Source organism: Wolbachia endosymbiont of Dipetalonema caudispina, from assembly GCF_013365495.1.
In the GTDB taxonomy this organism is placed as follows: Bacteria; Pseudomonadota; Alphaproteobacteria; order Rickettsiales; family Anaplasmataceae; genus Wolbachia.
Map to the genome: position 1 here is coordinate 62,432 of NZ_CP046580.1, position 14,785 is coordinate 77,216.

Annotated in this window: 9 protein-coding genes and 2 tRNA genes; 8 read left to right on the plus strand and 3 right to left on the minus strand. The window is 28.5% G+C overall.

Going from position 1 to position 14,785, the window contains the following annotated elements; all coding sequences use genetic code 11:
• Positions 1 to 118 precede the first annotated feature (118 nt).
• Entirely contained in the window at positions 119 to 1,279 is a 1,161-nt protein-coding gene (gene dnaN, locus GOY14_RS00240; protein WP_175809204.1) for a DNA polymerase III subunit beta, read from the plus strand.
• A 3-nt stretch (positions 1,280 to 1,282) separates the two neighbouring features.
• Here dnaN and truA read toward each other — a convergent pair whose 3' ends face one another.
• Both truA and GOY14_RS00250 read right to left on the minus strand, forming a co-directional pair.
• Positions 1,283 to 2,020 carry a tRNA pseudouridine(38-40) synthase TruA gene (gene truA, locus GOY14_RS00245; RefSeq protein ID WP_175809206.1) on the minus strand — a complete coding sequence of 246 codons (738 nt, stop codon included), beginning with the start codon at positions 2,018 to 2,020 and terminating at the stop codon, positions 1,283 to 1,285.
• Between the two features lie 2,019 nt (positions 2,021 to 4,039).
• Positions 4,040 to 4,112, minus strand: a tRNA-Lys gene (locus GOY14_RS00250).
• Between the two features lie 164 nt (positions 4,113 to 4,276).
• Between GOY14_RS00250 and GOY14_RS00255 the strand changes: the two genes are divergently transcribed.
• Both GOY14_RS00255 and GOY14_RS00260 read left to right on the plus strand, forming a co-directional pair.
• Positions 4,277 to 4,348: transfer RNA gene (locus GOY14_RS00255), tRNA-Ala, on the plus strand.
• Positions 4,349 to 4,526: 178 nt separating this feature from the next.
• Positions 4,527 to 6,179 (plus strand): 30S ribosomal protein S1, encoded by a 1,653-nt coding sequence (locus tag GOY14_RS00260; protein ID WP_175809208.1) that lies wholly within the window; start codon positions 4,527 to 4,529, stop codon positions 6,177 to 6,179.
• A gap of 459 nt (positions 6,180 to 6,638) precedes the next feature.
• On the opposite strand, the gene GOY14_RS00265 is transcribed toward GOY14_RS00260, so the two are convergent.
• Positions 6,639 to 6,917 carry a succinate dehydrogenase assembly factor 2 gene (locus tag GOY14_RS00265; protein ID WP_175809210.1) on the minus strand — a complete coding sequence of 93 codons (279 nt, stop codon included), beginning with the start codon at positions 6,915 to 6,917 and terminating at the stop codon, positions 6,639 to 6,641.
• Between the two features lie 97 nt (positions 6,918 to 7,014).
• Between GOY14_RS00265 and GOY14_RS00270 the strand changes: the two genes are divergently transcribed.
• From GOY14_RS00270 to GOY14_RS00290, 5 genes are read left to right on the plus strand one after another with little or no spacing between them, the layout of a single operon-like run.
• Entirely contained in the window at positions 7,015 to 8,139 is a 1,125-nt protein-coding gene (locus tag GOY14_RS00270; RefSeq protein ID WP_175809212.1) for a M50 family metallopeptidase, read from the plus strand.
• A 6-nt stretch (positions 8,140 to 8,145) separates the two neighbouring features.
• Complete coding sequence (gene bamA, locus GOY14_RS00275) at positions 8,146 to 10,491, plus strand: outer membrane protein assembly factor BamA (RefSeq protein WP_175809213.1); 2,346 nt, start codon at positions 8,146 to 8,148, stop codon at positions 10,489 to 10,491.
• Positions 10,492 to 11,052, plus strand: a complete 561-nt coding sequence (locus GOY14_RS00280; RefSeq protein ID WP_175809215.1) for an OmpH/Skp family outer membrane protein — start codon at positions 10,492 to 10,494, stop codon at positions 11,050 to 11,052.
• A gap of 20 nt (positions 11,053 to 11,072) precedes the next feature.
• On the plus strand, positions 11,073 to 11,516 hold the full coding sequence (fabZ, locus tag GOY14_RS00285) for a 3-hydroxyacyl-ACP dehydratase FabZ (RefSeq protein ID WP_175809217.1): 444 nt from the start codon (positions 11,073 to 11,075) through the stop codon (positions 11,514 to 11,516).
• 43 nt (positions 11,517 to 11,559) lie between these two features.
• A complete protein-coding gene (locus GOY14_RS00290; RefSeq protein ID WP_175809844.1) occupies positions 11,560 to 14,472 on the plus strand; it encodes an FAD-dependent oxidoreductase in 2,913 nt (970 codons plus the stop codon).
• Positions 14,473 to 14,785 lie beyond the last annotated feature (313 nt).

A 14,785-nucleotide genomic window follows, 5' to 3' on the forward strand; every position in this document is an offset into this window, starting at 1 on the left:
AGGAAAGTAAGGTTTTCTTTTTTTTAATTTTTCCTATTCGTATAAGTTTAGGTAAATACCACTTTACTTTAAATGGAATATGAATATTATTTGGAATATATTTTTGAGACTGGGTAGTATGTCAGAAGTTGTAGGTATAAAGGAGGTAGAAATCAAAGAACCACGTTCTGTATGTAGACAAATACGTTTTAATGTGAATCGTACAAACCTTTTTAATACATTGTCTAAAATAACTGGAGTGGTTGAAAGGCACCATTCCATAAATGTTTTGGCGTGTGTAAATATTAAAGCACAGTATAGTAGTATAAAATTAATGGTTACTGATCTTGATATTTCAATATTTGCTTCGCTTATTGCAAGTGTATCAATAGAAGGGGAGGTAAAGATTTCAGCATATACTTTACATAATATAGTAAAAAAGTTACCAGCCGATTTAGATGTTTATTTTGAAATGAATGATCGGGAAAAGTTATTAATATCTTGTGGAAATGCAAATTTTTCTTTACCGAATGTGATTTCAGATAATTTTCCTATTTTTGAAGAGGACGATTATAAGTATGATTTCACTTTACTAAGTACAGATTTGATTAATCTATTAACTAAAACAAAATTTGCAGTGTCTTTAGATGATACAAGATATAATTTAAATGGGATTTATCTGCATATAGATAAACAATTTTTATGTTGTGTTGCAACTGATGGTCATCGATTGGCATGTATAAAAAGACCAAGGCCTGAGAATTTTAATAGTGAATTTGGTATAATTATTCCACGCAAAACTATTATGGAGTTATTAAAGATATTAGATGATTGTAGTGAAGTTAACATAAAATTTTCAAGTAGAAGAATTAAATTCACATGTGGTGAGTATATTTTAATATCAAAATTAATAGATGGGACTTTTCCGGATTATAAAGCTGTTATTCCGGTATTTCAAGATAAACAAATGGTTGTTGAAAGCAGTAAACTAGCTAGTGTTATAGATCGAGTTTCTGTTGTTGTATCTGATAAGATAAAGTTTGTTAGGTTTTTATTACAGAAAAAATTGTTGACTTTACATTCAAATTCTCAAGAATGTAGTGATGCAACTGAGTTTATAGAGGTGGATTATAATGGACCTTCTGTAGAGATAGGATTCAATTCGCGTTATTTGATTGATGTTTTATCTTGTATAAAAGGTAAATGTAAATTTAGTTTGGCTGGTAGTAACAATGCTATAATTATCACTGATGAAGATGATCTTAATGTGTTATATATAGTGATGCCAATGAGAACTTGAGCATTAATAATCTATTTTCATTAAGTATAGGCCATAGGGTGGTGCAGTAACTCCGGCAGCTTTTCTTTTGTGTTGTTTTAATATATTTAGCATTTCTTGTGGATTAGTTTTATTTTTTCCAAATTCGACTAAAGTGCCGACAATGATTCTCACTTGGTTATGTAAAAAGGAAATAGCAGATATTTGAATATATATATGATTTTCATTTTTAATTATTTTAATATCATCAATTGATCTTATCAAATTTTTAGCTTGACAATTTTTTGGGCAAAAACTTGAAAAATTGTGTTTCCCAAGTAGGTGTTTAGCTGCCTTGCGCATAATATCTACATCAAGTGGGCTAAATACTTGCCATACATAACCAACTTCCAAAGCTGTAGGAGCATAACGGTTGATTATTCTGTATTCATAATGTCTTTTTTTTGCTGAAAATCGTGAATGAAATGTATTATCTACAATTTCTACATTAAGTATAGCTACTGGAGTTGGTTTTAGGTAATAATTTATTGCGGTTTTTATTTTATGTAGCTCGAATTCTTTTTTCATGTCGAAATGAGCAACTTGCCCTAAAGCATGAACTCCTGCGTCAGTTCTTCCACCACAGTATAAAGTAATCTTTTCGCCACTAAAGTTAAATATCGCATTTTCTATAGTTTCCTGAATTGAATTGTTAGAATGCTGCTGTTTTTGCCAACCAGAGAAACTGCTACCATTATATTCTGTTGTTATTTTATATCGCATTGCAAATTTAAATTTTCTATTTGAATATATTTTAAGATAGCTAATTTAGCTATGATAATATTCATATTAAAAAAAACTTTGTAGGGTGGTATACATGTTTAATTGGTATTTAAGTTATATAGGTTAATAAATAGTTATTGTAAGCAATCTTTAAGAATTAAAAAAAATAATAGCAAAGTGGTGTGCAATGCAATTCAAACTGAAAGATTTTTATTGTAGAGAGTTGTAGAAATTTTAAATATTTAGTTCTAAGAATTGGGGAAACTTTTTATGTATACTTAAATTACTCAAAGCATAAAAAGGATAATATATGCATTTGTCGTATATTGATGTAAAATTGTGTTGTTATAATATGTTTGTGAAGTTAAAATAGTACTGATTAATAGTTTAAAGGTCAAGTACTGAAAATAGTTTGCATATTGTTAGTACTAATGTTTAAGTGCAGTTATGTAATTATTGATTCTTTTACAAAATTAAATCCAAAGTTGAAATTAAAGGAAATATTGATGATAGTTGTAAGTTACTAAGTAAGATTTTTAAATTATACAGTATGAAAGTTTAATATATAGTTTAAAGTAGGTTATATGTTACGTTTATTGATTGAATTAATGTAAAAATAGAGGTAATATATATATAATCTTGAAATTGCTTATATAATGAATATATGAAAGTTTTTTCCTCTCACACTAAGAATTGATTTAAGAAGGGTAGGTTGTATAGAGTGAAAGATTATGATACTTAAAGTATAAGTAAAGCTATATACAATAAGGTTGTTTCTTTTTGAAGAAGTAAGTACTATAAATATATATAAAACTTGGAGAAGTAATAATATAAGTAAAAGTGTATGTAAAAGAGCTGGTACTTAAATTATTATACAAACATAGTAAGGAAGTTAAAAGACTATCTTAGGTTACAAATAAAATAGAAATAGGGGTTTATTCAGAAATTTAGTAATATTTCTTTTAGAATGAAAGAAAAAAGTAGATTTTTGGAAGGTTTATTATTCTAATTTTAACTTCTGTAAAGGTAAAGTGCTGTAAGTAATGGTAAAAAGTTTATGAATGGAATAAGGTAAAATTATATTTATCCTTTTTTTGAAAAGTCTTTTTTTTCTTATTTTAATGGCTTTTTTATTAGTTAACTCAAATCTGTTAAATTTATATTTTTTGTTTTGTCCATTGAGACTAATTTTTAATAATATATTATGATAATATATTTGTGAACTTTATTGTACTTCAATTATTAGATCTTGAGATTTCTAAAAATATTGGTATTTTTTGATTTAGCTTCTTTAAAATCCTTTTTAAAATCTAATGTATTAAAGATTTTATAAAGTAATTTATAAATATTCTTTTTTGATTGCGTTAATGAAAGAAAATTACTGCAAAATAATAGTAATGAGTATGTTTAATTAATATTAATTTATTTTTAATTATATTTGTTTTAAGTTACTGTTTTAAATGAATTAACTAAATATAAATTTTAATATTATTAGTTTTTAAAATAAAGTGCTTTTATTTTAGCAGCGCTTTTCTTTTGAATTTTTTTTATTATTATTAACAGTTAATCAATATGTTCAATATGTAATGTTAGTTAATAATTAATTTTTATTTCTAATTTTTAATTAGATTATTGAAATATTTTGGTGCTTATATTAATGTGATCCTTTTTTTGATAAAATTTGTATTTTATTATTTTTATTTTATGTAGCTATTTTATCGTATTTTAAGTAAAAAATATTCATTTAATGAAAAATTGTTTTTACTAGTTTAATAATTTGTGTAATACAAAGAAAAAATTTTTTGGGGTATATAAGATTTGTTTGTTGATTCATTTATTCTTTATTTAATGAAAAAAAATGCTCACTTTTTGAGAAAATAAAGTGTAAAGACAGTAAAAAATTTTTACTTTGGGAAAAGTGAAACTTTTAAAGTTAGTAGTTAGAAGGAAGAAGGTTATGTTATAGATTTTTATTTTATTAAAATTTTATGAAAAAATATTATTATAATAATATATCGATGATCCCGGCGCGAGTCGAACGCGCGACCTACTGATTAAAAGTCAGTTGCTCTACCAACTGAGCTACGGGATCATTTCATTTTTTAGTTATATAAACATGAATATATCTTTATATTTATTTTTAATCAAACTGAAATTTTATAATATATTAATGCATATATTATAATAGCTTCTTGACAAAAATTTAGTACTTCTTAAGCTTTTAGCTTAAGTTAGTTTGTCCTAATAATAATACTGGGGGGCATAGCTCAGCGGTAGAGCATCTGTTTTGCACGCAGAGGGTCAGCGGTTCAATCCCGCTTGCCTCCACACCACATTATGGTTATTTAATCTTATAAAATAAGAGTAATTTAATTTTAAATAGTAAATTCAATGTAATTGAGTAATCTTTAAATAAAATAATTAGTAAGTTAATAAAAAAACTACTTGTAACTAATTGTTAATATTGTATAGTATATTACTTTTAATTAAATTTAGACTAAAAAATATGAATAATAATGATCTAGTTGTGAGTTTACCGATTAGTATTAAAAAACTGTCGTCGAATAGGTTTGTAGACGAAGTATATCAAGGTCAGTTTGAAAATCAAAGTAATGTTTTATTTGAAGATTCTTTTATCAAAAAAATTAAGGAAGGAGATGTAGTAGAAGGTGTAATTATACGAGTGAATCTTAGCGATATTGTAGTTGACGTTGGCTTAAAATCTGATGGGAGGATTCCAATTAAAGAACTTGGTTGTGACGATAAGATAGCTGTTGGTTCTAAGATTATGGTATATGTAGAAAAAATTGAAGATTATCATGGTAATGTAATTTTGAGTCGTGAAAAAGCAATTAGAGATGAAAGATGGCATAAACTAGAAGAAGATGCAGATACTCAAACTGAAATAAGTGGAATTATTAAACGGTCAATTAAATGTGGTTTTATTGTTGACCTTGGTGATGGAATAAGTGCCTTTTTGCCTTTGAGCCATGTAGATTTAAAACAAGCAAAAGATGCTAAACATCTTATTGAAACTGAGCAAAAATTTATCGTACTTAAAGTGGATAAAAAACAAGGTAACATTGTAGTATCAAGAAAATTGGTATTAGAAAAATTGCATGCTGGTGAAAAAATTAAGTTTTTAGAATCTCTTAATGAGGGTGATATAATAGAAGGTAAAATAAAGAGCATTACTCATTACGGTGTATTTGTTGGTATTCATGAATCAGATCTAGTAGGGATTGTGGATGGATTATTACACATTACAGATATCTCTTGGAGTAGAATAAGTCATCCTTCTGCGGTTTTTGCTTGTGGTCAGACTATAAAAGTTAAAGTTATAAAAATAGATAAAGAAAATGCTAAAATTTCTTTAGGTATAAAGCAGCTAGAGGATAATCCTTGGCATGATATAGAGTTAAAATATCCAGTTGATAGTGTACATAGAGGTCATGTAACTAGCATAGAAGACTATGGAGTGTTTGTTGAACTTAAGCCTGGAATTGAAGGCTTAGTACACTCATCAGAGATAACTTGGATTAAGAACAATTTGCCAATTAGTAGTCTCGTGACTAGAGGAAAAGAAGTGCTTGTCAAGATTCTTAGTATTGATACTATTAAGAATAGAATGAGTTTAAGTATGAAGAGATGTGTAAATAATCCTTGGCAAGTGTTTATTGATAAATATCCTCCTGGTTCTATTATTTCTGGTAAAATTAAGAGTAATACTGGTTTATATATGTCTATTGTTTTTGATGATTGTGAGATAGATGAGAATGTTGAGGGGACAATTTATGCACAAGATATAAGTTGGTCTAGGAATAGTTTAGATCAAATAAAAAAATATAATATTAATGATACAATAGAAGCGAAAGTAATAAGGGCCAACGTAAATCGGGCAAGGATTTATCTTGGTATAAAGCAAATAAAGTATGACCCTCTTATAGAATTGATAAAGAAGGTAAGAGTAGGTGATAAAATGCATGCTCTTATAAGTAAGAGAGAAGATAACGGGTTAATTGTTGAAGTTGAAAATGGTGTAACTCTTTTGATTAATCAAGAGCATTTGCCGGAAGATAGAAGGTTTTCTATATCAGAAAAAATAGAAGTAAAAGTGTTGGGAGTTGAAGCATATAATATAGTGTTATCTGCTAGATGATTTGGGGTTTTAATTTGTATAATATAAAGCAAAATCATTTAGAATAACAAGTAGAGCTTACATACATGAGGGGAGATTTATGAGATAAGAGGGATTCTAATTTATAGACTTTAGTATAGATTTTTTTTATATTGAGGTTATGCTTTCAAGCGTATTAATAACATTGAAGTTGGAATATGCTCTTAATTTATATAAAAGAGATGGTTAAAGTAGTGGCTAAAGGTTTTTAGTGTAATGCATATGTATATAGTTAGGAGTAGTTATATATAAGTTTTATTGAAGTAAGATATCTTTTAAAAAATAGAAAAGTGGTGAATTAATTTTTTCGTTTTTATGCACCTTCTTTCTACTTTTGGAAAAGTTTTAGAACTTATGTAGGATTAAATAAAGTACATTAGAAATGTAAAAAGTATAGAAGTAAAAAAAGGTTTAGGATACATTAAGAATTAGGTAATAATATTATTGAATATACGTATATAAATTGGATTCAATAAAATAAATAATCAGGTTAATAATTCTGCTGTCTATATTAGGGGAAAGGTTTGCTTTATATAATAAATGATGATATAATTCATAGTCATCAAGATTAATTATTTTTTCATATTCAATTAGTTCATTTAAAGAGAATTTATTAAGATACTCTAGTGCAAAATGTCCTAAAAGGATATCAATTTCTTTGCATCCTCTATACCAGCTTCTATACATTAGTTTTTTTTTCAATAAAGAGATATTTGTCATTTTATTACACTTTTCTTGATTTAAAGATTAAATTAGACGCTTGTCAAGCAAGGAGTATTTTAGTATACTAAATATTTTATTCAAGATTTAAATACAAGTGGAATTAATTTTAAATTTTATTTATCAGTTTAGTAGTGGAGTATATTATTTTATATCATTTTCCTTAATTATTTCTATAATAATATTCGTCCATGAATATGGGCACTATATTATTGCTAAAGTTTGTAAAGTTAAGGTTGAGTCTTTTTCTATAGGTTTTGGTCCTGAAATTTTTGGTTTCTATGATAAATCTGGAACTAGATGGAAGTTAAGTGTTGTCCCATTGGGCGGTTATGTTAAGATGCTAGGAGATAGTAATATAGTAAGTATACCAGCTAATCGACAAAAGCTAACTGAGGAAGAAAAATTATATTCGCTTCATACAAAATCTCGATGTAAGAAAACAGCGATAGTTTTTGCAGGACCGTTTGCAAATATACTACTAGCTATTATAGCTTTTACAGTATTTTTTAGTATAACAGGGTATTATCGCTCTCCAGCAGTGATTGGAAGTGTAATTGAAGGTGGCGTAGCAGATAAAGCTGGTTTATTGCCAGGTGATATTATCACACGAATTAATGGATATGAAGTAAAATATTTTGAAGATATTTCACGTATTATGATGTTAAGCCCTGAGACTAAAATAGAGGTTAGATATACTAGAAATAATGAAGGATATAAGACTATACTGACTCCTGTGATAACTGAGGATAAAGATATTTTTGGTGATGAAATAAGAAGAAAGACCATAGGAATTACTTCAATTAATATAGCTGGACTGAAGCAGTCATCTTTTCTTGGAGCTGTAGATCTATCTATAGGTGAAACTTATCATGTTATGTGTTTGACAGTCAAGGCTCTTTTTCAGATTCTTCTTGGTAAGAGAAGTATAAGTGAAATAGGTGGGCCAATAAAAATTGCAAAATATTCAAGACAATCAACTAAGAAGGGATTTGTTATGGTTCTATATTTTATAGCTGTGCTTTCAGCTACTTTAGCTGCAGTTAATTTGTTACCAATTCCATTGCTAGATGGTGGACATTTATTTAATTATATTATAGAGACAATTATACGTAGGGATTTAAGTCCGAAATATCATAAATATGCGGCTACTTTTGGGGCTACTGTATTATTTTTACTGATGGCAATTGCAGTTTTAAATGATATAAGGCATCTTTTTTAGATAAGTATGAAGGGGGCTTTTTATTTATTAATAATAGTTTCTGTTCTTTTTTCTATTTTACTTGTTGCTTTAGAAAGCCAAGCTAAGACTCGAATAAATAATATTAAATGTATTGGTAATGAACGTATTAGTAATCAAACAATAGAGTTTTATACAAAATTAGAAGTTGGTAGTTATTTAGACAATGATGACATAGATTTAATTATAAAGGGTTTATATAAAACAAAGCTATTTGCTAGTATTAATGCTTATATTGATGATGAAAAGAATTTAGTAATAAAAGTTCAAGAAAATCCATTAGTTAGTAAGATAATGTTAAAAGGTAATAAGCTATTTAAAAGTAAAGAATTACTGAGGAATGTAATTCAGTTAAAGCCTTTGACCATTTTTGCTGAAACGAAGTTGCAAAATGATCTGTTGAACTTGGCTACAATTTATAGGAATAATGGTAAAGTTGGTGCTAAAATTGAATATAAAATAAACAAGCTTGATGGTAATAGAGTGAGTTTAATTTTTAAAATAAAGGAAGGTAAGACGTCCAGAATTAAGGATGTAAGGTTTATAGGTAATAAAAATTTTTCTGAGGATGAATTGGAACAAGCTATTAAAATGCAAAGTAATGATGTGTTTAATAAGTTATTTAGAGCCTTTTTTAAAATTGGAAATTATTATTCACCACAATATTTATTAATTAATAAAGAATTACTTGATCATTTTTATTCTTCTAAGGGTTATATTAAAAGTAATATTCAGCCAGTTGCTGAGATCGATAACAATGATCAAGTTGTTTTAACCTTTTTAATCGATGAAGGAGAGCAGTCTTTATTTGGAAATAATAAAATTGATATTGAAGCTAAAATTGAAGACCCAACTTTAAGGGAGGAAATATTGAGCTTGATAACTAAAGAGAATAGTAGGATTTTTGATAAAGTTAAAGTTAATAGTGTGATAGAAAAGATAAGTAAGTATTTAAATGAGAGGGGATACCTATTTGCAAAGGTTAGTCCGGAATATACCCAGCGTGGTAGTATTGTAGATATAACTTATAAAGTGCTTCCTGGTAAGAAAATGTATATAAATCAGATTATAATTGATGGTAATAATCGTACTTTAGATAGGGTAATCAGAAGTAAATTAAGTGTAGTAGAAGGTGATGCGTATAATGCGTTTGAAATTCAAAAGTCATATAAGAAGCTAATTAATAGTGATTTTTTTGAAGAAGTCAAGATAAATAGCTATGTGGTTAATGATAGTGCAGTGAATCTTGATTTAGATGTTAAAGAGAAAAACACTACTTCGTTATATTTGGGAGGAGGGGCATCTTTTCCAGGGGGGGCATTTTTAAAAACTGATTTTAAGGATCGTAATTTATTTGGTAGTGGAAAGGAACTTTCTTTTGCTTTTGAGAGAAATCAATATATTTTTTCAACTGATTTGGAAGTTGTTGAAAGTAATTTTAATGATTCCGATGCGTCACTAGGTGTAGGTGTATTTTATGAAAAGCAGGATAAACCAAATACTACTTTTAATAATTGTGACATGGGTTTTTTTATAAAATTGTCACATAAAATTACAGAAAACTTAACTAATTTTCTTCGTTATTACTATAAATATAATTATGTGTGGGTGGGTAATAAAAGTGAAAATGGGGACAGCAATATTTTTAGAATAATGCGTGGTCGAGAAGGTGAGTATCGTATTTCATCATTGGGGTACACATTAGCATATAATAAACTGGATAATTTTTATACTCCAAGGGAGGGATATTTGTTGAGCTTAAGTCAAGATATTTCGGGGCTAGGAGGAAACGTGAATTTTTTAAAGTCTGAATTTGTGTCTTTTTATGCACATCCTATATTAAAGAATATTAATAATGATATAATACTACGTTTTAAAATAGCTGCAGGTCATATTTTTTCTTATTCTGATGGAAATTTAAATGTTGGTCAGCATTTTTTTAAAGGTAGTAATGAGATTAGAGGATTTGATCTCTCTGGTATTGGACCAAGAACAAAAAATAAAAGTGAAAGTTTGGGAGGAAAAACTTATTTTAATTTAACACAGCAAGTGGATTTTCCACTGCCAAAGTTATATGATTTTATTGTTATTAAAGGGTCATTATTTATTGATTACGCGACGCTTTTTGGTTTGGATGATAAAGATGAAAGATTTAGATATGAAAAAGACTATTATGATAGTAAGCTTGTAAGAGTGTCACCTGGCTTTGGCTTTTCAATGCCTTCTCCTTTTGGTGGTAGATTTAGATTAGATTTTGGCTTTCCTATAGTTAAAGAACCTTATGATATAATACCGTCATCAAATATTAAGTTTTCCGTTGAAGCGGGGGTTTAAATGAAATATACACAATTATTTATATCAGTTATTGCTTTAGTTATTTCGTTGTTTGCAAGTTATAAGTCTATGAGACAGCAATCTCAAGGTGCATTCGGTGCAAAGGTTGTGATTATAGATAGTGATAAGGTTATTAATGAATCCTTTGCTTTACAAGATATACAGCAGCAAATAAAAAATCAAAGCTTTAAACTACAGCAGGAGTTTGAGAGTGAATTAGAAAAGTTTAAATCCTCAAAAGAAGAATTTGAACTTTTATCGGAAGAAGCAAAAAAAGAGAAGACAGAACAATTTAACAAGCATGCTGTAAGTGCTAGAGATAATTACGCTAAAAAAATGTCACATTTAGAAGAGGGTTATAGAGATGCAGTAGAGGATATTTTTAATAAGATAAAAGAAGTTGCTAAAAAAACTGCAGAGAAGAATAGTATAGATTTGGTACTATTTCTTCCAAAGAAAAATCAAATTTTATATTCTATGGATAGAATTGATTTGTCGGATGTTTTATTAAAAGATATAAATAAAGAAATGCGTGAGTTTACTTTAAAAGATATTAACTAACTAGGTTAATTTTCAGAATTATGCAGTTTGATATTGGTGATATTATGAAAATACTACCACATTCTTATCCATTTCTTTTGGTAGATAGGGTAATAGAGTGTGACCCTGGCAAAAATATAAAAGCAATTAAGAATGTAACTTTTAATGAGCCATTTTTTGTTGGTCACTTTTCTCATTATCCAATAATGCCAGGGGTTTTGATAGTTGAGTCTTTAGCTCAGGCATCCGCAATATGCATTTTAGGTAGTAGAAGAAGTCAAAATATGATTAAAAATACAATTATTTATTTTATGTCTATTAAAAATGCAAAATTTAGGAAGCCAGTTGTTCCAGGAGATACGTTAATTCTTCAGGCTAATGTTAAAGATGCGCGTTTGAGCGCATATAAGTTTGAGTGTGTTGCATATGTTAATGAGAAAAAGGTTGCAGAGACGATAATTTTAGCTATGTTGCAAAATATGTAGGAATTTTGTCTATCAAGACAGTATGCATTTTGTATGTATGGTGATACAGTTAAATTTTAACATCTCATTTTTAGATTTGTATACGCGTGATGGACTAGTAAAACTAGATAAGATATTTTTGGATTATGTCGAATTATATAATAGGGATTTATTATGTTTGTTGATTGAGGCTAGAAAAAAAGCAACTTCTTCTTTAGTGTCATCTCAATGCTTGGCATTGGAGTCTGATAAATCTAGTAAACAATTAGTATCAGCGATTCGAGTTACGTCTGATAGTCAGCTAATTATCGATCTTTCATATTTACTTGATAAATTTATTTCAGAGCTTTTCAGGCTTGAGAAGGAAATAGAAGAACTAAAAAGAAAGCATGATGATTTTGCTTTGATATATAAGTGCAAAAGATTATTTGTTCAGCGTTATGCATTAAAGATGTATCCTGATGTGGCAAATATTGATATTGATTATGTTGTTAGTGAATTAAGTCATTTTTTTACTTTACCAGTGGTAGAAAAAAGATTTGCTGAGCAAGTGATGCATTGGTTGGAAGATAGAGAGAATTATAGAAAAGAGATAGGGCTTGCGGCACAATATGCAGTATGGAGGGTAAAGAATGAACAGAGCATACTTTTTAATATTCATAGAAAGCTTGATCATGAAAATCTTGTAGCGTTTTTTAAAAAAGAAGTAGATGGAGTTGAGATTTTATATTCAAAAGAAATAAAAAGAAGGTATGGTTTTGATTTAACAAGTCAAAAGGTTAGCTTGAGTCAAGAATTGGATAATGTTCACTATTGTATATTTTGTCATAAGCAGCAGAAAGATAGTTGCTCAAAAGGATTAATCAATGACAACAAGACCTTTAAGGTTTCTCCACTCAAGGTTGAACTGCACGGTTGTCCGTTAGAGCAAAAAATATCAGAAATGAATTTGGTGAAAAGTAAAGGCTATAGCATAGCCAGCCTTGCAATTATAATGATAGATAATCCATTGTGTGCGGCTACTGGATACAGAATATGTAACGATTGTATAAATTCGTGTATATATCAAAAACAAGAACCTGTAAATGTGCCGATGGTTGAAACAAGAATTTTGGATGATGTGCTTGGTTTGACGTATGGGTTTGAAATATATTCTTTACTTAGTCGTTGGAACCCCTTAAATTTTCAACGGCCATTGCCAAAAGAAAATACTGGTAAAAATATTTTAATTGTAGGTCTTGGTCCTGCTGGGTTTAATTTAGCTTATCATTTATTGAATGATGGGCATAATGTTGTTGCTATTGATGGATTAAAGATTGAACCTTTAGTTGATAATTTTCAGCCAATTAAAAGTTTTAAACATGAAAGGTTGAGTAGACGTTTAGTTGGTGGATTTGGTGGAGTGGCAGAATATGGCATTACTTCTAGGTGGAATAAAAATTATTTAAAAATTATTAGATTGTTGTTAGAAAGACATAAGAATTTTGCTCTTTATGGAGGTATTCGTTTTGGTGGTACAATAACTGTTGATGATGCATTTAATTTGGGGTTTGATCATATTGCTTTAGCGCTTGGTTCTGGCAAGCCACGAATGATCAAAGTAAAGAATGTACTAGCTCGTGGAGTGCGTATGGCATCAGATTTTTTGATGTCATTACAACTTACTGGTGCCCTTAAATTTGATTCTATAGCAAATTTACAAGTTCGTGTACCTATAATTGTTATAGGTGCAGGACTTACTGCAATTGATACCGCTACTGAAGCTTTGGCATATTACCCTATTCAAATAGAGAAATTTCTTTTTCGTTATGAAACATTAGTTAGTAAATATGGAAAAAGCTATATTGAAAGAGGTTGGACTGGGGAAGAATATGAAATTGCAGCTGAGTTTATATTACATGCACAACTAATTAGAAAAGAACGAGAATTAGCAAAAAAAGAGAATAGAGAAGCGAAGGTATTGGAATTAGTACAAAGTTTTGGGGGGGTAAAAGTTATATATAGGGGGTGTCTAAAAGATTCTTCGAGTTATCGACTTAATAATAAAGAGCTACAAAATGCTTTATTAGAAGGGGTTTATTTTGTTGAGAATCTAGAGCCGATTGAAATAATAACAGATAAATATCATCATGCTGAATCGATAAAGTTAAAAGATACAAAATTTGGAAAAATAAAATATATAAAAGCTCGCTCTATCTTTATAGCAGTAGGTACTGAACCAAATACAGTTGTTGCATTAGAAGATGAAGAGAGTTTTAAATTGAGTAATGGATATTTTACTCATTTAAGTTCATTAGGGGAAGAAGTAGATCAAGTATTTTCTCCTAAAATGCAGAATAAAGATAGAATATTAGTATATAATCGAGGTGGTAAAACGATTAGTTTTTTTGGTGATCTTCATCCTTCATATAGGGGAAGTGTCGTAAAAGCTATGGCAAGTGTTAAAAACGGTTATCCTATCATTTCTCAGCTTTTGAGTAGAGTTGGCACTACTTCTTCATTTCAGGTTTCAGTATCATCACACACACATTTGTATAAGTATTGTGGTATAAAAGTAAATCCTGTTAGAGAGGATATTATTCAGGTGGCTGATGACGTTGAAATTCAGAAAAAATGTAAAAGTCAGGTTAATGAAAAATTTTTTAACAAGATCAAAGAGCAATTTACTGCAAGGGTCATAAAAGTTCAATATTTGACTGATAAAGTTGTGGAGATAATAGTTAAAGCACCTCTTGCTGCAAAAAATTTTAAACCTGGACAGTTTTTTAGGTTACAAAATTTTGAAACTAATAGCAGAAAAATTAATCTTGCTATGGAGGGTATAGCTGTAACTGGCAGTGAAGTTAATAAGAAAAAGGGAATTATTTCCACAATTGTTCTTGAAACTGGTGGTTCTACTAATTTATGTAGATACCTTAAAGAAGGCGAAGAAATAGTTCTTATGGGCCCAACTGGATGTCCTACTGAAATTTATTAAATCTATTTTATTATTATGTTATGTGATTTTTAGTTAGAGTATTATGATATGTTACTTAGTACCCTTTTTTAGGAAATAGTATTAATAAGTTAAGAGTAGTATGGAAAACTTTAAATATATTATGCATAAATGTATATTAATATATGTATTGATTATTTAATTATGTTTATGTAAAAATGGAAATTTGTTAAGTAGTTCTCAGTTGGTGATATGTTATAGAATGTAATGTTTTGTAAGTTTTTATAAGGTTTACAGTTTTTAATTTTTGTGTTATTTAATTTTTCTTTTTTTTTTAGCAGAGCTGAATTACGCT

Excerpts from the sequence above, each read along its gene's own strand:
- GOY14_RS00265 (WP_175809210.1), bottom strand. The coding sequence starts at position 6,917 with ATGACAAATATCTCTTTATTGAAAAAAAAACTAATGTATAGAAGCTGG.
- fabZ (WP_175809217.1), top strand. The coding sequence starts at position 11,073 with ATGCAGTTTGATATTGGTGATATTATGAAAATACTACCACATTCTTAT.
- GOY14_RS00280 (WP_175809215.1), top strand. The coding sequence starts at position 10,492 with ATGAAATATACACAATTATTTATATCAGTTATTGCTTTAGTTATTTCG.
- dnaN (WP_175809204.1), top strand. The coding sequence starts at position 119 with ATGTCAGAAGTTGTAGGTATAAAGGAGGTAGAAATCAAAGAACCACGT.
- GOY14_RS00260 (WP_175809208.1), top strand. The coding sequence starts at position 4,527 with ATGAATAATAATGATCTAGTTGTGAGTTTACCGATTAGTATTAAAAAA.
- bamA (WP_175809213.1), top strand. The coding sequence starts at position 8,146 with ATGAAGGGGGCTTTTTATTTATTAATAATAGTTTCTGTTCTTTTTTCT.
- truA (WP_175809206.1), bottom strand. The coding sequence starts at position 2,020 with ATGCGATATAAAATAACAACAGAATATAATGGTAGCAGTTTCTCTGGT.